This is a genomic window from Streptomyces sp. NPDC002104 (assembly GCF_053593795.1).
Window position 1 is genome coordinate 95,425 of record NZ_JBSFDF010000005.1, and the last position, 18,438, is coordinate 113,862.

Genomic DNA, 18,438 nt, shown 5'->3' on the forward strand with positions numbered 1-18,438 from the left:
GATCACTTCCCGTGATCCCCGGAGGTCATCAGCTGCGCTGCTCCCGCATCCGTGCGAGGTCCTGCCGGCTGGACAGCGTGTGCGGGTGTTCAGGTCCGAGCACGTGGGTCCGGGCCTCCAGAACGGTCTGGAACTCCGCTTCGGCCTCGGCCATCCGGCCGAGGTCCTGCAGCACGTGCGCGAGGTTGTCGCGCGTGGTGAGCGTACGCGGATGCTCCTCGCCCAGAGTGCGCGTGCGTATCGCCAGCACGGCGCGGTGCTCCGCTTCCGCCTCCTCCGACCGGCCCAAGTCGTGGAGGACGGTGGCGAAGTGGTTGCGGCTGACCAGGGTGCGCGGATGTTCGGGCCCCAGAAGCTCGGTGCGGCTTTCCAGTACCGCGCGGTGTTCGGCCATGGCCTCATCCAGCCTGCCGAGACTGTGCAGAGCGCTGGCCAGGTCGTTTCGGGCCGTGAGCGTCTCGGGGTGTTCGGGTCCGAGGTCGCGGGTGCGTATCTCCAGCACGGCTCGGTGTTCGGCCTCCGCCTCGTCCCACCGGCCCAGCTCCCGCAGGAGGCTGGCACGGTTGTTGCGGATCAGGAGGGTTTCGGGGTGGTCGGTGGTCCCCTTGCGGACCGCTACGGCCAGTTGACCCTCGTGTTCGGCCGCGGCTTCCTCCAATCGGCCCAGCTCGCGCAGGACGAGGGCGAGGGTGTTGCGGCTGTTGAGGGTGTCCGGATGCTCGGCTCCCAGGGCGCGCGTGCGCGCCTCCAGTACTGCGCGGCACTGGCTCTCGGCTTCCTGTAAGCGGCCCAGTTCTTGCAGGGCGAAGGCCAGATCATCGCGGCTGCCCAGCGTGTCCGGGTGCTCGGCCCCCAGGGTGCGCAGCCGCTCCCTCAAGACGGTCTGGAGCTCGGTCTCCGCCTCTGCCACGCGCCCCAGCTGCTGGAGCGTGAGGGCGATGTTGTTGCGTACGGCCAACACCGCCGGCGCCTCGCTTTGCTCAGGTTCCATGCCGCTCAGGGCTACGCGCCAGCCGTGTTCTGCCAGCGCGTACCGGCCCTGCGCGTATGCCGTTGCGGCCATGTTGTTCGCGTCCTGCGCGGAGCTGTGCGAGAGCGCTGTGCGTACGACCGGCTCGGCAACATGCGTGTCGGGGGACTTGCGGCGTTGCACGATGTCGGTCAAGTAGTCGAAAACGTTGACGTGCCCCTCACCGTGGGGCTGAAGGAGTGCGGCGGTGGCGCGGCGTGGACGGCCCGCCCAGCTCCAAGCCTCTTCGAGGGTTTCCGGACGCAACAAGGCCCCGCCCTGCTGCTCCAGGTAACGCGCGTGCACGGCCTCCAGCAAGACGCGTGGCAGGGGCGAGGTGTACCCGGACCGTCGGATGTCGACCGCGGCGGCGACCAGTGCGGCGCCCCGCGGGTGACTGCGCGTTCCGGCAGCGGTGTTGGCGCTCCAGGCGTTCTCCCACTCCCGCAACAGATCGGGGCCGGCCGCAAGGTACTCGGCGATCCCGTAGGTGCCCGCGTGGGCCAGGGCATCCGCGATGCGTCGGTCCCAGGTACGCGTTCTGGCCCGGGCTGCCTCCGATTCGCTGAAGAGCCTGCTCAGGCGCAGGGGATCGGTCTGCTCCAGCACCTCGCGCGCCTCGTCGTCGGCCGCGCGGGCGCGCTCGTCGTCCTCAGCCCGGCCCTCCGTGAGCCGGGCGTACTCGGCAGCACGCAGTGTGGCCAGGATGATGCGGTGATGGCCGGTGCCGGCCAGGAGCCGCGCGATCCCCGCCCGCGTCAGACCGCCGCCGAGGTAGCGTTCCAGATCGTTCAGCCACAGGACGCAGCGGGGTTCTCGGAGGGCCAGCGTGAGCGCGGCGCCCATCGCGTCCCGATCACGCGGCGCGATCAGCACGTGATCCGGCACCGTGGCCAGCATGGCCTCGTAGGCAGCGCGCGATTTTCCGGCCGTCGAATCCCCCACCAGCAGCAGGAATCCCCCGCGCGCCAACCCCTCGCGCAGTTCTTCGTCGATGTCACGCGGCACGTAGACCGGAACGCGTTCGGAGGCGCCGGAGCGGCTCCCCCGGCTCCGTCTTGCCCCCTCGTCCTCACGGGAGGCGGGATGGATCCCCAGGACGACGGGATCCAGTACCTGCGCCACGCGCGGCAAGGTGCCCGCGGTCAACATGAGGCAGCCGCCTTCGACTTCGAGCGCCAGCTCGTGCTCCGCACTCGCCACGACCCGAAAGCGCTCCTGCCACACTCCGGCCAACACCAGAAAGGCGGCTCCCGCGGCTGCCGCGCCGCCCGCGAGCCACGGGGTGACGACGCCGAACCCGTTCAGCACTGCGGGGGCCGCCGCCAGTACGGCGAGCCCCACAGCGATGAAGAGCAGACGACGCTCCCGCCATGAACGTGCTGCCATTCCAGCCCCCTTGGTCCAGCTCCCCGGGCGAGACCACCTCTCGGCCCGACTTCAGACGTTCCCGCCCCGGCCCGCCGGTAGACCCGGACCGACCGACTCCGTGGAGCACGCGTGAGCCGAGAGCGGCAGCAGTGGTGTCGCACCCGACCGCAACGCCCTTCCTCGGCCCGGCCGCTCCCTCGGGCGGCCCGCTGTCGTCAGCCGGACGAACATGAGGGTCCCGCAGCCGGGTCGCCGGAGGGGCGAGCCTTCAGTTGATGTTGAGCGTGACGCTGGAGGAGACGGACTGGGATGTTGCCGCAGCCCGACCACAGCTCCTGGCGGTATCGGCGGCGGGGCGGCGGTCGTGGCCGGGTCAGGTGACCGCTCCTGTTCCCGCGGGCGTGGTGTGCGGGGTGGCGTTCTGCGTGACAGGTGGTGCGGGGGAGCGGTGGATGTGGCGGGCCAGCAGGAGGCCCAGGCCTGTGGCGGCGATGGTCCAGGCGGCCAGGACGGCCAGTGCGGTGAGCCAAAGAGGCATGGCGGAACTCCGTTTGTGATGTCGGGTGTTGAGGAAACCTTGTGCCCCGGGTGGGGGATGGCATGCGTGTGGGTTTGTTCATATGGTCTGCACCTTCAACGTTTTGTCAGGTCGAATGCGGACTGCACCGTCGAATATCGATCATGGAGGTGTTCAATGCCTTGGAATGGGCGCCCGAGGTTGATGAACTTCCGTGAGTTGACCCTTGGTGACCTTGGTTTCGGTGGGTGACGACGCCGTGGAACCTTTCATTCCACTGTGAGGAGGTGGCAAGGATGAGGAGCGCTCGCCAGGGGGGCGGGCGCTTCTTCGCATGGGGGATTCATGTCGTATGTCCGTGTCAAAAAACGCTGGTCACAGGCGGTTTGTGCGGCGGGGGTGGCCGCAGCGGTTACCGCGTGGGGGATGGCTCCCGCGGTGGCGGCGCCGGGGGTGTTGTCGCAGTTGGTGGCGCTGACGGAGTCGACGCAGCCGGTTCTGACGGCGAAGACCGCGGCCGGCAGCGGCCAGGTCACGGTCAAGTTCTACGCCGGAACCTACGCCGCCGGCGGCGCGAACGATCTCGTCGACGGCGCCGCGGTCACGGTCAACGCCGGCGAGGTGGCCCGGCTGAAACTGCCGGACCCGATCCGGATCGGCACCCAGTTCGACTGGCAGGCCCAGGCCTGTCAGGGCAGTGACTGCACCGCGCTCACCACCCGCCAGTCCACCAGGGTCAGCCCGATGACCGGCGCGGGCCAACGGCCGGGCGCCACCAGGCTGAAGTTCGCCGCGGGCGACCATGCCGGAGCCCAGGTCGACGTCGGCACCGGCAACCTCCTCGTCACCACGAGCGACCTCACGCTGCCCGGCATCAACGGCGACACCGGTCTCGGCGTCGCGTACAACAGCGCGGCCATCGGTACGGACGCGACCGGCGCGAGCGCCAAGGCCGGCTACGGGTGGAGGCTGACCCCGTACGACGTCGCCCTCAAGGTTCACGAGGAAGGCTCGGTCACCTTCTACGGGCAGGGCGGGACGACCTGGCTGTTCACCAACTCCGCCTCCGGCCTCACCGCCTCGGCCGGCGCGAAGGCGAAGCTCGTCAAGAACGGCGACGGCACCTACACGCTCAGCGCCAACGACAGTTCGGGCAAGCAGGACTTCGACTCGGCCGGGAAGCTGACGAAGACCACCGACCGCAACGGCAACGTCACCACCCTCACCTACAACGGTGACCTGCCGACAACGATCGTCTCCACCCGCGGTACCCAGACCCAGAAGACGGCCGTATACGCGTCGGCGTCCGGGCACGTGACGACGCTGACGCAGACCGGCCAGGACGGCAAGAAGCGCACCGTCACCTACAGCGTGAACGGAGCCGGCGACCTGACCTCGATCAAGGACTCCCTCGGCCGCACGACCACGTTCGGGTACTCCGGGCACAAGCTGACGTCGATCACCAACCCAGGTGGCGGCGTGACCCGATTCGACTACGGGTCGATCGGCGTCACCTCCATCACGCAGGAGAACAAGGCCCCGGGCTCCCCGGGCGACTCCGTCACCCGCCTCTCCTACGCGGACCCCGCCAAGACGGTGGTGGCCTCGCCGAACACCGACCAGGCGCAGGCGATCACCGCGGTCCCGCACACCACGTACGAGTTGACCGACGACAAGTCGGGCCGGGTCAAGAAGGCCGTCGACGCCGAGGGCCGCGAGCAGGCCAAGACGTACACGGCGAACTTCGACACCGCCACCGCCACCGACGGCGCCGGAACCGGAGCGGGTACGACGACGAACACCTTCGGCGCCAATACCGGTGAGTCCCTCACGAAGTCCGAATCCCCGAGCGGGGCGTCGTTCTCGTCGACCTACGGCAATACGGCGGCCGGGTCGAAGTACCTGCCCTCCGAGTCGACGGACGCCCAGTCGAACAAGTCGACCTACACCTACAACGGGGCCGGCAACCTCACCGAGGCGACCGACGCGAACGCCTCCACCGCGAAGGTCGACTACAACACCGACGGCACGGTCAAGACCTCGACCGACCCCGGCAACACCACCAGCACCACCTACAACTACGACAGCGCCACCCGGCAGGCCACCTCGGTGGACCCGGCCGGCGGCTCGCTGAAGGTGAAGTCGTACACCTACGACACCTTCGGCCGCCTGGCCATCGCCAAGGACGGCCGCGGCATCACGCGGACCTTCACCTACGACCACGCGGACCGCATCGAGAAGGTCGACTTCTCCGACGCCACCCCCGACGTCGCCTACACCTACGACCCGTTCGGCCGGGTCCAGACCCGCACGGACGCGTCCGGCACCACCACCTACGGCTACGACGACCTGGGCAAGCTGACGTCCCGCACCGCGACCTCCGGCGGCGGCACCCTCACCTACGGCTACGACAAGAACGGCAACCAGACCGCCCTCACCGACGCCCGCGGCACCACCGCCTACGCCTACGACGCGGCGAACAAGCTCACCCAGGTGACCACCAACGCCCCGTCCATCTCTACGAAGATCGGCTTCACCTACGACAGCCGGGGCCGGCGCACCGACACCTACTACGGCACGAACGACTCGCGCACCATCTTCAAGGCCCGAGTCCACCAGGACTACGACACCTCGGGTCGCGCCAGCCGTGTCTGGGCCGACCAGGGCCCGGCGACCGCGCCGACCCGGCAGTTCGACACGTCCTACTGCCGTGCCGTCGGCACCCCCGGCACCTGCTCCACCGCGAAGGGTGACGACCGGAGTCTGCTCCAGTGGAGTAAGGACAACCTTTCGGGCAAGACGACGAGCTACGGCTACGACACGGCCAACCGGCTGACGCAGGTCGCGACTTCGGGGGGTGGCAAGACGTACACCTACACCTACGACGCCCGCGGCAACCGCAAGTCGTCCTCCGACGGCACCACCACCCAGACCCTGGCCTACGACGCCGCGAACCAGATCACCACCCCCGGCTACACCTACGACGGCCAGGGCAACCTCACCACCACGCCTTCGCTGTCGGCGGTCACCTTCGACGCCGCCGGCCGGATGGCCACCGCGAAGACCGGTAACGGCACCGGCAGCTACACCTACGCCGGCACCACCGCCAACGAGCTCGTCCACCAGACCACCGACACGGGCGAGAGCGTGGACTACGTCCACGGCCGCACCGACCAGTACGGCGTCCCCGTCATCGAGCAGGTCAAGCTCTCCACCGGAACCGCCTACATCGAGCACGACCCCACCACCGGCCAGCCCCTCGCCCTGCGCACCACCAACGGCTACGAGGCGTACTACATCATTGACGGCCTCGGCAGCCCGGTGCAGTTCATCAACCAGTCCACCGTCCAGTCCGGCGTCTACTCCTACGACCCCTACGGCGCCGCGCAGACCGAGAAGTCCGGCACCGCCGCCACCGAAAACCCCTACCGCTTCGTCGGCGGCACCTACGACCGCACCACCGGCTACCTCAAGTACGGCCAGCGCTGGTACGACCCCACCACCGGCCGCTTCACCACCCAGGACGCGATGACGTTCCTCGCTGACCCCGCCCAGGGCAATCGCTACGCGTACGCAGGCGCAGACCCCATCAACAACATCGACCCCACTGGCAGGTCCTGGTTCGGGTCCGCCGTGAAGGGTGTCTCAAAGGGCAGCCCGTGGCTCGGAGTCGCCTGCTATGCCTCAAACTCGCTGACGGACGGCGGTCCGGAAGACGGCACCCTAGAGGCGGAACTGTCCGACCTGAACGACTGCTTCAACCCCTTCTCCGACTTCATCGGCGACTAGGCGGGACGAATGACAGGTAGCGATCCAGGCAGAAGAGCAGTCACATGCCTCGGAGTCCTTGTGGCAGTCCTCGCGGCTGCATGGATTTTCCTCATCATTCTCCGCACGGCATCGGCAGGGGAGCTTTGGGAGACGCCGGAGAAAATACTGCGCCTGGCCACCGGCCTGGGATTCTTCTCCTACCTGGCAGCAAAGAGCGGCCTGCGCAAAAAATCCAACCTCCCCTGAAGTGGATTCTAAATACCATTTCAGGAGGGACGGTAAAGGCAATGCATTCGGTGCGCAAGAATCCGAGAGGCGGACCTAGGAGTGACCGTGAAATACGCAAAAATTGCATTCTTCGTTCTGGCCCTGGGGATCGCAGCCTTCTACGGCTGGTACATAGCTGATTAGAAGCCCGCCGGTCGCTGCCGTCACTCCGGTTCGCCGATCATCCCCTGGGCCGCTGGTCCTACGCAGGGTCACAGACTCCTGCCACCTCCCCACTCGGAGGTGGCAGGAGTCTTTGCGTGTTCCTACTTCAAGGACGCGTGCCCTAGAGAGATGACCGACGAGGTCGGCGACGTCACCGTGACGACCGAAACCGGCCCGGACGGCACCGCCCATGTACGGATCCAGTACACCGGCTCGGAGGAGTGGCACCCGCACAGGCAGCCCCACCCCATGCCACCCGGCGGCCTCGCCGCACTCCACGAGCTCGTCGTCGAGGCCGTGAAGGCCGGGGCCGGGGCCGAAGTCCCGGGCGGGTCGTAGGGCCTCCAGGTAGACGGGCTGTCAACGGACCCTTTTGCGGGGGCCCGCCGGTCCCGGCGCAAAAGGCCAGGTCTAAGCTCCAGGCACTCGATTCCGCGTTCCGGAGGGGGGCCGCCCCGGCGGACCTGCGCGAACACGGATGTTTCGTACGTATTCAGGGGATTCTGTGAGATTTTCCGTTCCGCGCGCGGTCCGTGGTTCGCTCGTCGCCACCGCCACGGTGCTCGCCACCACCGCCGGCCTGCTCGCTACCGCCTCGTCCGCCGATGCGGCGAGCGGGTACAAGCGCTGCGCCCAGGGGCAGGTCTGCGTGTTCAGCGGGTCGTTCGGCACCGGCTCCATGATGGTCGTCACCAAGAGCCTGCCCAGCCTCGGCGCCTGGGATGACCGCATCAGCTCGATCGCCAACTACGGCCCGAAAACGGTGTGCTTGAGCGGCGAACCGGACTACGACGGATGGGACGTCAGGTCGTACCCCGACGAAGAGGTGTCCCTGGCCGAGCGCGACCGCCCGGATCTCGACAACAACATCAGCTCGATCGAGCTCCTGCCGCCAGGGCAGGAAGACGATTGCGGTATGTCCTACTACCCTTCGTTCTGGCATGACCAGAAGCCGCGGGTGCGTCCCTTCTCCACGGCCCCCGAGAAGGCATTCGGCGACCTCAGCGGTGACGACCGCGCCGACCTGCTCACCCGCAACCGCTACAGCGAGGTCTGGTACTGGGGCCCCGTACATGAGTGGTACCTGACCGACACGTACGAACGCATTCGCACCGGCTGGACCGGCATGAACCAGATGCTGCGCCACGGCGACTACGACGGAGACGGAAACGAGGACGTGTTCGCCCGGGACACCTACGGCGTCCTGTGGTTCTACCCCGGCACCGGTTTCGGCACCAGCAAGCGCCTCGGTACGCGTGTCCAGGTCCCCGGCATGTGGAACGGAATGCGTGACATGGCTGCGGCCGGAGACCTGAACGGTGACGGCAAGCGGGACCTGCTCGCGGTCGACGCGGCCGGTGTGCTGTGGTCGTACCCGGGCAACGGGAAGGGCTCGTTCGGGACGCGCAAGAACCTCGGTGGCGGCTGGGGCGTGATGAACGAGCTGGTCGGTGCCGGTGACATGAACTCCGATCACCGCTCCGACCTCGTGGCGCGGGACACGAGTGGCCGGCTGTGGCTCTACCCGGGCAACGGCCGCGGCGGCTTCGGCGACCGGCGCCTGATCGGCACCGGGGGCTGGAACAACTTCAAGGAACTGACCGGGATCGGCGACTACAACGGCGACGGACACCCCGACCTGCTGGCACACAAGCACCAGGACAACTCTGTACGCATGTATCCCGGGTCGGGTGCAGCGGACGGCCACCTCGGCCGCTCGGTGACCGTCATCGACACCTCAGACGAGCATCTCCTCTTCTGAGCCCCGGCCGCCCCTCTACCCGGTCCCACGACCACCGTTCAGAACGGCTGGATTCGCGTGCCTGGCGCTCCGGCGCCGGGTCGTGGACGGCGGAGCGGCGTAAGGAGTTCGCGAACGATCTGACCCGCCCCCAGCTGCTTGCGGTGTCGGCGGCGACGAACCGTGCCAAGGGCGACCAGGGCCCCGAGGACTGGCAGCCCCCGGCCAAGGGCTACTGGTGCACCTACGCCACGGCGTGGACGAACGTGAAGTCCGCCTACCAGCTCACGGTGACCGAGGGCGAGAGGAAGAAGCTGACCGAGATGCTGGGAACGTGCTCATGGCTGACCACCAGCCCGACAGCACCCCGCAGCCCGACCACGGTCCCGTTCTCGACTGGGCAGCTGCGTTGACCGACCACCTGAAGGCTGGTCCCGGCGGGGCGATGGCGGATGAGGTCGCTGTGATCACCGGCGACGTCACGCTGACATCCGAGGCCGGCCCGGACGGCGCGACCCAGGTGCGGATCCAGTACACGGGCGCGGAGGAGCGATACACCCTCACCGGCAGCCCGCACCGCTCCCGCCCAGCGGCCCGGCCGCCTTCCATAAACGTCGTCGAGGCCGTGAAAGCCGGAGGTGCCGCTGAGGTCCCCGCAACCACTTCGTGAAAACCCGCCTGCCACGCAGCCGGGTTGCGGCATCGTCGTGGTCAGGCTCGGGGCAGCGCCGAAGTCCCCGGCGCCACCGCGTGAGCGGCTGGCCGCGGCATCGAGCGCTCCAGGTTCCACCCGCCCTGCGTCCACAGACCCAGGGCCGTCTGTAAGTAACAGGAGCGCCGGCTCACCACTGCTGCCCTGCACCCGGATCCGCCAGGTGCAGGGCAGCGCGTCGATTCGGCGCTGGGGACGGCGAGGGGGTGGGCGGGTGCGGGTGCGGCGCTCGTCACGCTCGTGCTGACAGGCGTTGCAGACACCGCCCCGCGCCGTGACGCAGGCCGCCAGGCTGCCAGGCCGCACGAGTGCGCCCTCGCCGGCCGGGCGGCGCGATGGCCATTCAGCTCGCGAAGCCCCAGGCCTGCAGTCCGGTGGGGCGGGCACCTCTGGCCAATGCATCACCCTGAAATCGGCTTCAGCAACCTTCAGGGACGGTTCAGGTGGGCCCCCGAGAGTGGAGCCATCGCCGCCCGCCGGGATCAGACCGGTGGGACCGAACCTCGGGAGACCCGATGAACCGCCGCCACCGCAGCCTGATCGCCACCGCGCTCACCACGGGCGCTTTGGCCCTCACCCTCACGGCCTGCTCCGAGGGCGCCGACGCCGGCGTCGAGCGGGCCCGCTCGACGGCCGCCGATGCGGCCCCGGCGGGGGCTGCCGCAGAGAAGAAGACACCTCAGGGGCCGGTTGAACGGGGCGGACCGAAGACAGCGCGCGCCGTGGCCACGGAGACGGCCGAGGGCTCGGTGACGGGCGGGAAGGTGACCAGCGTCGCGCTGGAGAGCGGCAACGGTACCCAGGTCTGGAAGGTCGACGTGATGACGGATGAGCCGCGCGTGCACCACGTGAACGTGGACGCGGCCACCGGCGCCCTGCTCGGCAACCGGAGCGACCGGATGCCCGAGCGGTCCCGCCAGTACCTGGAGATCCCGCTCGCCAAGCTGGCCGCCGCGAGCGTGGACCGCGAGAGCGCCGCAGCGACCGCGCTGCAGAGGGCCGGTGCGGGCTTCGTGTCCCGCATCTCCATCCAGGGCACCGAGTCCGCGCCGCGCTGGCAGGTACGGGTCACCGATGGCACGGTCGGCCACGAGATCGACGTCGATGCGAAGAACGGCACGGTCGCGCAGTACAAGAAGGGAGAGGCCCGCTCTTCCTCCGCCGAGGTCGACGACCAGGACAGCGGTGACCGCCGCCGGCCGTCGGAGCAGGAGATCCGCGAGCGGTCCGGCAATTTCGGACGTGACCACTACGACTGGTCTCAGCACGTCCCGCGCTGATCCGGCGGCCGCACGGCCGCCTCCGCTTACCGGCATGAATAGGTAGGATCCGGTCAATGAGCAGCATATTGATCGTTGAGGACGAGGTCTCCCTCGCTTCCGTGCTCCGGCGCGGCTTCGAGGCGGAGGGGCTCCGCGTGGACGTCGCACACAACGGCACCGAAGGCCTGCGACTGGCCCTCGCCGGGGAGTACGACGCGATCGTCCTCGACGTCATGTTGCCCGGTCTCGACGGCCACCGGATCTGCCGGACCGTCCGGGCCGCGGGCCTGTGGACGCCGATCCTCATGCTGACCGCGAAGGACAGCGAGTACGACGAGGCCGAGGGCCTGGACACAGGTGCCGACGACTACCTCACCAAACCGTTCTCCTACCTGGTGCTCCAGGCCCGACTCCGCGCACTGCTGCGGCGCGGCGCGGCCGCGCGGCCACCTGTGGTGACCGTGGGCGACCTCGTGCTGGAGCCCGGGAGCAAGCGCTGCGTCCGGGCCGGGAGCGAGGTGCCCCTCACCGCCAAGGAGTTCGACCTGCTGCTCGTCCTGGCCCGCCGGCCCGGGGTGGCGGTATCGAAGGGGGCGCTGCTGGAGGAGGTCTGGGACCTGCCCGCCGACAGCGATCCGAACGTGGTCGAGGTCCACGTGAGCGCACTGCGCCGCAAGCTCGACCAGCCGTTCCCCGACCGGCTCGTGCACACCGCCCGCGGAATCGGCTACCGGCTGGTGGCGCCCGCCACGGCTTCCGGTAGGCCGTGATCCGGCTGCCGCTCGGGTCGGTCCGGGTCACGACCACGCTGGGCGCCGTCGCAGTGGTGACCGTGGCCCTCCTGACGGCCTGCGCCGGACTGCTCGGTGTGATCCGGCACGGGCTGGTCGGCTCCGCCGAGCGGACCGCGCTGGCCCGCGCCCACGCCGTGGCCGGGGTTACCGGCCAGGGGCGGCTGGTGGAGAGGCTTGCCGTACCCGACGGGGAGGACAGCCTGCTCCAGGTGGTCACCGACGACGGTCGGGTACTGGCAGCGAGCGACAACCTCGCGGGCCGCGGCCCGGTGGCGTCCTTCGAGCCCGCCCCCGGTCACGATTCGGCCGCGCGCGGACTGAACCTCGCCCTGCGGCCCGACCCGCGCGACCATCCCTTCCGGGTCGTCGCGGTACGGGCCAAGGGAAAGGACGGCGGTGAAGTGACGGTCTACGCGGGGACGAGCCTGGAAACGGCCGAGTACACCCAGCGGCTGATCCTCACCGCCATGGCCCCGGGCATCCCGCTGCTGGTGCTGCTGGTCGCGGCCGTGACCTGGCGATCGACCGGACGGGCCCTGCGGCCGGTGGAGGCGATCCGGGCCGAGGTCGCCGAGATCACCGAGCGCGACCTGGGGCGCCGGGTCCCGGTTCCCGATTCGCGGGACGAGGTGGCCCGCCTGTCACTAACGATGAACGCGACGCTGGACCGCCTCGAGGAGTCGATGGACCGCCAGCGCCGGTTCGTCGCGGACGCCTCACACGAGCTGCGCAATCCGATCGCCGCCCTGCGCGCCCACGTGGAGGTCGCGATCGCGCATCCGCAGCTGTTGCACGGGGAGGAACTGCTCGACGACGTCGTACGGGTGCAGCAACTCGCCGACGACCTGCTGCTGCTGGCCCGGCTGGACACGGGGCAGGCGCCGGAGCGGGCCGCGCTCGACCTGGCCACGACCGTCCGGGAGACAGTGGCCCGCCGGCCGCGGGGACGGGTCCCGGTGACGGTGTCGGCCGATGTCGCGGCACCAGTGCACGGTAACCGCGGACAGCTGACCCGCGTACTCGACAACCTGCTCGACAACGCTCAGCGGCACGCGCGCACCGCGATCACGGTGACCGTGTCCACAGGCGACGGGACGGTCGACCTGGAGGTCCGGGACGACGGGGCCGGGGTCCCGGAAGCCGAGCGGGAGCGGATCTTCACCCGGTTCACCCGGCTCGACGCCTCGCGCAGCCGGGACGCGGGCGGGACCGGGCTGGGACTCGCGATCGCCCGGGACATCGCCACGGCGCACGGCGGGACGCTGACGGTACCCGCCGGCCCGGGGGGCCGCTTCCTTCTCCGCCTTCCGGCCGATTCCCCGGCATGATCCCGCCTGCCCGTCATCTTCGCCGTCCACGAGAGGCGCAGTGCCGCGATTGGCTCGCCGAACCCCTTGTCCAGGATCCGGCGCGGGACTCGCACCGGCACCTGCGGTCGGTGTCGGCGCCAGGCGAGGACCGGGCCAGCCGACCTGCCTCGGCCGCGCATACCGACGCCCCGCTCGTCCAAGGGCGAAAACGGGTTGATGGCCGGGCCGGCCGGCGAGCCGCTGGTGCTGTGGGGGAGTAGGGGAAGCGTAACGGTGGTTTCCGGTTGCCATGACCTGCTCGGCTGAGTTGCAGATCATGGTGAGAGGCGGCTGTCCGCGCAGTGACTGGTGTATCCGGGCCTGGCAGTGTGAGGGGCCGAGCCGTGCGTTCTGATGAGGGGGCCCGTGAACCGTGGACGTTGAAATTCCGGTACTCATACGCGAGGTAGCTGCCGGGCTCGGTGAGGGTGCCCCTTCGCGCTGAAGGTCTTGGCCGGCCAGTTGTCCGAGGATCCTGACATGGGTGTGCCCTCGGCGTTGCCGGGCATCTTCGAGGCGGGTATCGACGGGGACACGTTCGAGGTTGTGCGGCGCGCCCTGTTCCTCCTCGACCTCCGCCTCGCCACCCACCCCTACTGGGCCCCGCCCACCCAGTTGCGGACCGGCGCCGCCGAGCTGCGCCGCACTGCCCGCACCGCCCGCACCCAGACCCTCACCCCCACGGCACGGAGCGCAGCATGAGCGAGCAGACCCCACCGCCACCCGCCCGCGCCCGGCGACCGTAGCCCTGCACGGCCGACTTGGCTCCGCCGAGATGTTCCCACCCGGTCGCGGCGTCGGGCGGCGGGGGCCGTGCTGACGGCCCCCGCTTCCGCCTGTCCGCCGCCGGTTCGCGATCCCCCGCAGGGGTGAGTCTTCCCCTCGCGTACGTGCAGGCGGCCTAGAAACAAGCTGAGTATCTGTACTCAGGACCTTGGCTTGTTGCTCTGGAAGGCTGCTGCCCATGTCTAAGGCTTATAGCGTTCTTGGCAGCGGGTTAGCAGGTGCTGTGACCGGGTGGATGGGGCTGACACTTTGGCAATGGGCCGATACCGCCGATGCCCGTGCCTGTGAAGAAAGCACGTCGATCTGCTTCACCGCCTTCCCGCTCATTGCCCTCGGGCTGTGGGTGTTCCTGGCCGTCCTCATGTTCGCGGTCGCTTTGGGCCTGCTGGGCGTGCGACCGTTGAAGGTGACGGCCCCGGCATGTGTGGCGCTGCAGTTGTACGCGATTTTCCTCCTCCCCCTCCTCGGGGATGACCCGCCGCAGCCTTCAGTCATAACTTTGACCGTGCTGGCGCTTGTCCCGGTGCTCGTTGCTGCCTGTACGGTTCCTGCTTGGCGGCGCGCCGCTCTGGTGGCAACCAGCGTGCTGTTGGCGGCGTCCTTCGTGGTCGTCGGCCGCCTGTGAGGCTTTCTGCGAGCGGCCGTGAGCCTGCGCAGGATTCGAGACGAGTCGCTGTCTGATCTGTAGGTTTGTGACCTTCCGGTAGGCGTGAAGCCGATGTCTGCTGAAGTGCGACGACGAAGCGGGGGAGGATGCGGTACGCAAGCTGATGGCCCGCTCCGGAGATTGGAGCCCGTACCGCTGACCAGCTCGGCCGACCGAGGGGACTCTTCGTGTGGGGTGGGAAGGATGAGGGCATGTTGCTTGGTGAACTTCTGCGTCCTGTCTCCTGTGCTTTCGGTGGTGCTGCCGGCGGGCAGAGCGATACCCGCACGGTGTGTGTTTCGCAGGGCCGGATGCTGGTGACCAGGCATGCGGAGGCGTGTCCTCATCCGGCGGCGGACCGGATCCTGGCCGAGGGGCAGAAGCCGCGCGACATCGGGTACGGCAGCTTCTGATGGCCGCTCAGCCCGTAGGCCGCACCCCGAGGACGAAGTCATACGTGTTCTTGGGGTGCGCTCTTCCCCTCCTGCTCCTCCTCGGCCTCGCCTCCGTTTTCTTCTGGCAGCTCTCCGAACACGTTGGCCCACAGTTCGCCAACTCGAAAGGGGATCCCAAACGGGAGTCGCTTACCCCGGCCGAACGCGAGCTCGCCGGGCCCCGCAGGGCAGCCATGGAGCTGCTGGCCAAGGAACTTCAGGGGGAGTCCGGTCTGACCGAGGAGCGGCTCCTCAGCCGGACGCGGGCAGCCCTTGCACCGCCCGCGTTGGCGCGGCTCGACGTCAGGGCGGCGAGCGGCGCCCATCCTGCCAGGATCGGGCTGAGTGAAGGCCGGGCCTGCATCAACGCCACGATCTATCCGGGGGAGGCGGGAGCCGTCGCCGAAGGACACAACCCTGACGGATCCTGCCTACCGCAGGACGGGTGATCGTCCGGCGGGCAGGGTGGAACGACGATGGGGGCAGATCCTGGCTCCCGAAAGCCGCTTCGATGGTTGGGCTGGGTTGCCCGAGGGTTGCGGACATCGCTGCGCAGGAGTCGCCGATTGTCGGGCGGACACGGGGGAGGACCGTCGCCCGGTTCGGGGATGGCCCTCTCTCCCCGCAGGGCAGCCCATGTACGTGAGGTGCCGCAGGATGATCAGGTACTCATCCTCGTTGACCTCGATCGGGGCGAGGAGGCCGCCGAGGACGATCATGCGGATCTCAGGCTGGTCTGGCATCGGGGTTTCGTACGGCCCGGTTTCGCCCAGACCCGATGGCGCGCGGTCAACGCGCCTCACCTGGTCGCCCTGGTCCGCGCCGGCGCCCGCTTCGAGAAGGGAGTCCTCGTCGAGCGCGAGGAAGTCTCAGCAGCCTGAGCTACGTCGTGATCAGAAGATTTGACAACTGCACGTTCATGGCCGGCCTCATACGGATGCTCGACCGCGCCCGAGCAGTCCGCTCACCTCGCCGGCGAGGGCGACCGAGGCATCGATCTCTACCTTGCGGATCGACACGCTCTCCACGAGGAAGCCGAACGGCATGCCGAGCCTGCGGCAGAAGGCGGCCAGGTCAATGGCGTTGGCCAAGCAGTGCTCGTACGACTCGGCCAGGGTGTCCTCGGCGTGGAGCAGCGAGTTCTCAATCCAGCGTGGCACGTCGACTCCGAGCCATTTGAGGAACGTCAGCGTCTTCACCGAGCCGCATACCGAGAGCGTGAACAGGACGGGCTTTGGTGCGAGCCCCCGGTCGCGGCAGGCGTAGTAGTAGTCAGAGACCATGCTCTTCACCGCGTCGGCGTTGTAGACGACCTGCGAGATGAAGAACGTGCATCCCGCTTCCTGCTTCGCGAGCAGCCGCAGGTGCTCGTCGGGCCGCTCGGTGATGGCGACGCCGCCGAGCAGCAGGTCCGGGCGGACATCACGGCGCAGGGCCTGCGCCTCGGACAGGCGGGTGCGCACCGCCTTGTCTTTCGAGGCCGCACCGACGAAGACGCTGAGCACGCGGTCCGTGTCGGCCGTCTGCAGCCAAGTCCGCAGTTCCGCCTCGGGGTACTTGCCGACGCACCGGTAGATAACCGCGGGGCGGTTCCACTCGGCGAGGTATTCCGCGTGGTAGGTGGCGGGGTCCATGGTCGGCAGGTACGGAAACGGTCGCTCCGCAGGATTGCGGTCGCTCTCGTCGTCGATGTCGTAGAGCGCCAGACCGTCAAGGTCGAGGAGGTCCAACCGTGCCAACGTGGCTGCGGTGATCTCCTGGATCCGCTCCGGAGTGGTGCTCAGACGCGGCGGCGTGATGCCGAACAGCAGGATGCCGCTCTCGGCGTCGGTCACCAGCGTCCGGAGAGCTGTGCTGTCTCTGAGGTCCATCATGTCGCGGAAGCTACCAGCTCATTCACCAGGCAGCAGGCGAACGTCACTCTGTGAGACCGGACTCGGCCGCTCTCGCCCGAGGGAACCATGAAAAGGCTCCGGTGGAACGACCGCGCTCATCAGATCCACAGGATTTGACAATAACTCCAGTCAGGCGTCCCTCACTCTCTACAAGCCCGCCCTGGAGTCAGGCGCACAAGCCGCCCCCGGGCGACGCGTCTGATTACGGCACGCATCATCCCAGCTCGGGAGTCTCTCAGATCAGGCTGCCAACCGGCGGTAGCAGATCAGGGCCGCGGCTATGCCGGCGAACGCCAGGAAGTGCTCAGCCTTGCGCTCGTAGCGACGATGTGGACGCAGAGAGCCAGGCCCTACCGTCCGCTCCACAGTCCGACGGTGGCGGCCAAGGCGCTGGCCGCCGCCGCCCACCCACCCCCGCGCCCGACCCGAACCGGCTACCCCCGGCCGATCCCGGCAAGCCGGGCCGGGCCCCGGCCCTCCGGACCCGGACGCGGGGGGAGTGTGATGTGGACAGCCCCCGGATCCCGCTGCAGTACGAGCGAGCCGTCCTCGCCGGTGCGATGGTGCGATGGTGCGGGAGAGGCTGCGCACCCCTGCCGTGCGGGGCCGGGCGTACGACGTCACCGCGCACCAGCCGGCCGCGATGCCCGAGCAACTGCTCGCGCTGCCGGAGACCTCACGGCCGAGCGGCTGCGCCATCTTCAGGACGTGTTCAAGAGGGCGGCCGACGACTCCCACACCCGCGCGGCACGCTACGCCGAACCGGACGGCGTCGACGCAGCGCACTGGGTGCGCCAGGACGACCAGCAAGCGCACCACCCACCGCCGCCGGGACCGCACTGCGGCCGGGAGGTTGGCCACTGAGTGGACCCGATGCCGTGGAGCGGGTGCGGTGGTGCGCATCGACGATGCCGAGCACTCTCCGTGCGGATGCTCGGCATCGTCCCGAGGCGGGCAACCAAAGGCGCAGTCACAGCCGTGGCCGTGAGTCGGTTGCTGCCGACATCACATGTTTCGTCCAGGTGAGCGGTCCGGGGTGCTCGTTCCAGTCGGCGAGCCGGGCCTGGTGGCCGACGCGTCAGAGGGTCCCGGACGCCCGGGCCAGATAGATCCCGACGATGGCTCCGGCCACGGCGAGCACCACAAGCCACGAGCTTGAGCCGGTGTGGCGGCCCCGCCGGGGAGTACGCCGGCCACGGCCCGGCGGGGGAGCGGTGGTTGCGTCGACCGACGCCTCCGCGAGCAGCCGACGGCACACCGTGGCCAGCTCCGCCGGCCCTGCGGACAGGCTCGCGACGGCCTCGGCGCGTGCGGGGGCCGTCGTACCGCCCTCCAGGATCCGGCCGACCCGCACCCGGACCTCACCCGGTCCGCCGGCGGGCGCCAAGCTGATCCATCGCCGCACGTGCTCGCCGCGGATGACGACCCCGCCCTCACGGTCCCGGTACACGGTGTGCTCCCGCCACAGCACCCCCGCCAACTCCGATGCGATTCCCCGCAAATGCACGCTCATCCCAACCCCCACCGCCGACCCACCCTGTCCGATCGAACAACCGAACAGCGGATCCTAACCGCCCACACTGACATCGCCGTATCGAGGACCTGTGCTCAAGAAGAGCCGGGGCCACAGGACGGCGCCGCCCGGTCACTCCGTGCTGCTTGCCGTGGTTCGGCTCGCGCCGGGGATGCGCGCGGACGGCCGCGCGACTGCTCACCGAC

At 69.2% G+C, this 18,438-nt stretch carries 18 protein-coding genes and 2 pseudogenes; 15 read left to right on the top strand and 5 right to left on the bottom strand.

Annotation, left to right across the window (positions count from 1 at the left end):
- Positions 1-28 precede the first annotated feature (28 nt).
- Together ACWCP2_RS06485 and ACWCP2_RS06490 are read right to left on the bottom strand one after the other, a co-directional pair.
- Positions 29-2,398, bottom strand: coding sequence for a tetratricopeptide repeat protein (locus tag ACWCP2_RS06485; RefSeq protein WP_450907457.1), 2,370 nt, complete (start codon positions 2,396-2,398; stop codon positions 29-31).
- A gap of 355 nt (positions 2,399-2,753) precedes the next feature.
- The gene (locus ACWCP2_RS06490) at positions 2,754-2,918 is read right to left on the bottom strand and encodes a hypothetical protein (protein ID WP_450907458.1); all 165 of its coding nucleotides are present in this window, start codon (positions 2,916-2,918) and stop codon (positions 2,754-2,756) included.
- Between the two features lie 405 nt (positions 2,919-3,323).
- On the opposite strand from ACWCP2_RS06490, the gene ACWCP2_RS06495 reads away from it, so the two are divergent.
- The 14 genes and pseudogenes from ACWCP2_RS06495 (at position 3,324) to ACWCP2_RS06560 (ending at position 15,705) form a co-directional block, all read left to right on the top strand.
- A complete protein-coding gene (locus ACWCP2_RS06495) occupies positions 3,324-6,686 on the top strand; it encodes an RHS repeat-associated core domain-containing protein (protein WP_450907459.1) in 3,363 nt (1,120 codons plus the stop codon).
- Between the two features lie 60 nt (positions 6,687-6,746).
- Entirely contained in the window at positions 6,747-6,914 is a 168-nt protein-coding gene (locus ACWCP2_RS06500) for a hypothetical protein (protein ID WP_450907460.1), read from the top strand.
- A gap of 315 nt (positions 6,915-7,229) precedes the next feature.
- Positions 7,230-7,439, top strand: a complete 210-nt coding sequence (locus ACWCP2_RS06505) for a hypothetical protein (RefSeq protein WP_450907461.1) — start codon at positions 7,230-7,232, stop codon at positions 7,437-7,439.
- A gap of 166 nt (positions 7,440-7,605) precedes the next feature.
- The gene (locus ACWCP2_RS06510; RefSeq protein ID WP_450907462.1) at positions 7,606-8,862 is read left to right on the top strand and encodes an FG-GAP-like repeat-containing protein; all 1,257 of its coding nucleotides are present in this window, start codon (positions 7,606-7,608) and stop codon (positions 8,860-8,862) included.
- A 53-nt stretch (positions 8,863-8,915) separates the two neighbouring features.
- Positions 8,916-9,182: pseudogene (locus ACWCP2_RS06515) on the top strand (GmrSD restriction endonuclease domain-containing protein); the annotation flags it as partial.
- Positions 9,182-9,511, top strand: coding sequence for a hypothetical protein (locus ACWCP2_RS06520; RefSeq protein ID WP_450907463.1), 330 nt, complete (start codon positions 9,182-9,184; stop codon positions 9,509-9,511). The pseudogene ACWCP2_RS06515 and the gene ACWCP2_RS06520, both read left to right, overlap by 1 nt.
- A 557-nt stretch (positions 9,512-10,068) precedes the next feature.
- Positions 10,069-10,833 carry a PepSY domain-containing protein gene (locus ACWCP2_RS06525; RefSeq protein WP_450907464.1) on the top strand — a complete coding sequence of 255 codons (765 nt, stop codon included), beginning with the start codon at positions 10,069-10,071 and terminating at the stop codon, positions 10,831-10,833.
- Between the two features lie 56 nt (positions 10,834-10,889).
- Entirely contained in the window at positions 10,890-11,585 is a 696-nt protein-coding gene (locus tag ACWCP2_RS06530) for a response regulator transcription factor (protein ID WP_450907465.1), read from the top strand.
- Complete coding sequence (locus tag ACWCP2_RS06535; protein WP_450907466.1) at positions 11,582-12,937, top strand: ATP-binding protein; 1,356 nt, start codon at positions 11,582-11,584, stop codon at positions 12,935-12,937. Before ACWCP2_RS06530 ends, ACWCP2_RS06535 begins: the two co-directional genes overlap by 4 nt.
- A 501-nt stretch (positions 12,938-13,438) precedes the next feature.
- Positions 13,439-13,660 carry a hypothetical protein gene (locus ACWCP2_RS06540; RefSeq protein WP_450907467.1) on the top strand — a complete coding sequence of 74 codons (222 nt, stop codon included), beginning with the start codon at positions 13,439-13,441 and terminating at the stop codon, positions 13,658-13,660.
- A gap of 319 nt (positions 13,661-13,979) precedes the next feature.
- Positions 13,980-14,369 carry a hypothetical protein gene (locus tag ACWCP2_RS06545; RefSeq protein WP_450907468.1) on the top strand — a complete coding sequence of 130 codons (390 nt, stop codon included), beginning with the start codon at positions 13,980-13,982 and terminating at the stop codon, positions 14,367-14,369.
- Between the two features lie 233 nt (positions 14,370-14,602).
- A complete protein-coding gene (locus ACWCP2_RS06550) occupies positions 14,603-14,803 on the top strand; it encodes a hypothetical protein (RefSeq protein WP_450907469.1) in 201 nt (66 codons plus the stop codon).
- Between the two features lie 215 nt (positions 14,804-15,018).
- A complete protein-coding gene (locus ACWCP2_RS06555; RefSeq protein ID WP_450907470.1) occupies positions 15,019-15,273 on the top strand; it encodes a hypothetical protein in 255 nt (84 codons plus the stop codon).
- A 198-nt stretch (positions 15,274-15,471) separates the two neighbouring features.
- On the top strand, positions 15,472-15,705 hold the full coding sequence (locus tag ACWCP2_RS06560) for a hypothetical protein (RefSeq protein ID WP_450907603.1): 234 nt from the start codon (positions 15,472-15,474) through the stop codon (positions 15,703-15,705).
- A gap of 48 nt (positions 15,706-15,753) precedes the next feature.
- Here the strand turns inward: ACWCP2_RS06560 and ACWCP2_RS06565 are convergent, their stop codons facing one another.
- A complete protein-coding gene (locus ACWCP2_RS06565; protein ID WP_450907471.1) occupies positions 15,754-16,698 on the bottom strand; it encodes a methylenetetrahydrofolate reductase in 945 nt (314 codons plus the stop codon).
- A 261-nt stretch (positions 16,699-16,959) separates the two neighbouring features.
- Positions 16,960-17,112, bottom strand: a pseudogene (locus tag ACWCP2_RS06570) (IS5/IS1182 family transposase); the annotation flags it as partial.
- A gap of 315 nt (positions 17,113-17,427) precedes the next feature.
- Here ACWCP2_RS06570 and ACWCP2_RS06575 point away from each other — a divergent pair.
- Complete coding sequence (locus tag ACWCP2_RS06575; protein ID WP_450907472.1) at positions 17,428-17,583, top strand: hypothetical protein; 156 nt, start codon at positions 17,428-17,430, stop codon at positions 17,581-17,583.
- 214 nt (positions 17,584-17,797) lie between these two features.
- Here ACWCP2_RS06575 and ACWCP2_RS06580 read toward each other — a convergent pair whose 3' ends face one another.
- On the bottom strand, positions 17,798-18,232 hold the full coding sequence (locus ACWCP2_RS06580; RefSeq protein ID WP_450907473.1) for a hypothetical protein: 435 nt from the start codon (positions 18,230-18,232) through the stop codon (positions 17,798-17,800).
- Positions 18,233-18,438: the final 206 nt, after the last annotated feature.

What these genes read in the sequence shown, in the direction of transcription:
- ACWCP2_RS06485 (WP_450907457.1), bottom strand. Translation starts at nt 2,398, where the DNA reads ATGGCAGCACGTTCATGGCGGGAGCGTCGTCTGCTCTTCATCGCTGTG.
- ACWCP2_RS06490 (WP_450907458.1), bottom strand. Translation starts at nt 2,918, where the DNA reads ATGCCTCTTTGGCTCACCGCACTGGCCGTCCTGGCCGCCTGGACCATC.
- ACWCP2_RS06495 (WP_450907459.1), top strand. Translation starts at nt 3,324, where the DNA reads ATGGCTCCCGCGGTGGCGGCGCCGGGGGTGTTGTCGCAGTTGGTGGCG.
- ACWCP2_RS06505 (WP_450907461.1), top strand. Translation starts at nt 7,230, where the DNA reads ATGACCGACGAGGTCGGCGACGTCACCGTGACGACCGAAACCGGCCCG.
- ACWCP2_RS06520 (WP_450907463.1), top strand. Translation starts at nt 9,182, where the DNA reads ATGGCTGACCACCAGCCCGACAGCACCCCGCAGCCCGACCACGGTCCC.
- ACWCP2_RS06525 (WP_450907464.1), top strand. Translation starts at nt 10,069, where the DNA reads ATGAACCGCCGCCACCGCAGCCTGATCGCCACCGCGCTCACCACGGGC.
- ACWCP2_RS06530 (WP_450907465.1), top strand. Translation starts at nt 10,890, where the DNA reads ATGAGCAGCATATTGATCGTTGAGGACGAGGTCTCCCTCGCTTCCGTG.
- ACWCP2_RS06540 (WP_450907467.1), top strand. Translation starts at nt 13,439, where the DNA reads ATGGGTGTGCCCTCGGCGTTGCCGGGCATCTTCGAGGCGGGTATCGAC.
- ACWCP2_RS06545 (WP_450907468.1), top strand. Translation starts at nt 13,980, where the DNA reads ATGGGGCTGACACTTTGGCAATGGGCCGATACCGCCGATGCCCGTGCC.
- ACWCP2_RS06550 (WP_450907469.1), top strand. Translation starts at nt 14,603, where the DNA reads ATGTTGCTTGGTGAACTTCTGCGTCCTGTCTCCTGTGCTTTCGGTGGT.
- ACWCP2_RS06555 (WP_450907470.1), top strand. Translation starts at nt 15,019, where the DNA reads ATGGAGCTGCTGGCCAAGGAACTTCAGGGGGAGTCCGGTCTGACCGAG.
- ACWCP2_RS06565 (WP_450907471.1), bottom strand. Translation starts at nt 16,698, where the DNA reads ATGATGGACCTCAGAGACAGCACAGCTCTCCGGACGCTGGTGACCGAC.
- ACWCP2_RS06580 (WP_450907473.1), bottom strand. Translation starts at nt 18,232, where the DNA reads ATGAGCGTGCATTTGCGGGGAATCGCATCGGAGTTGGCGGGGGTGCTG.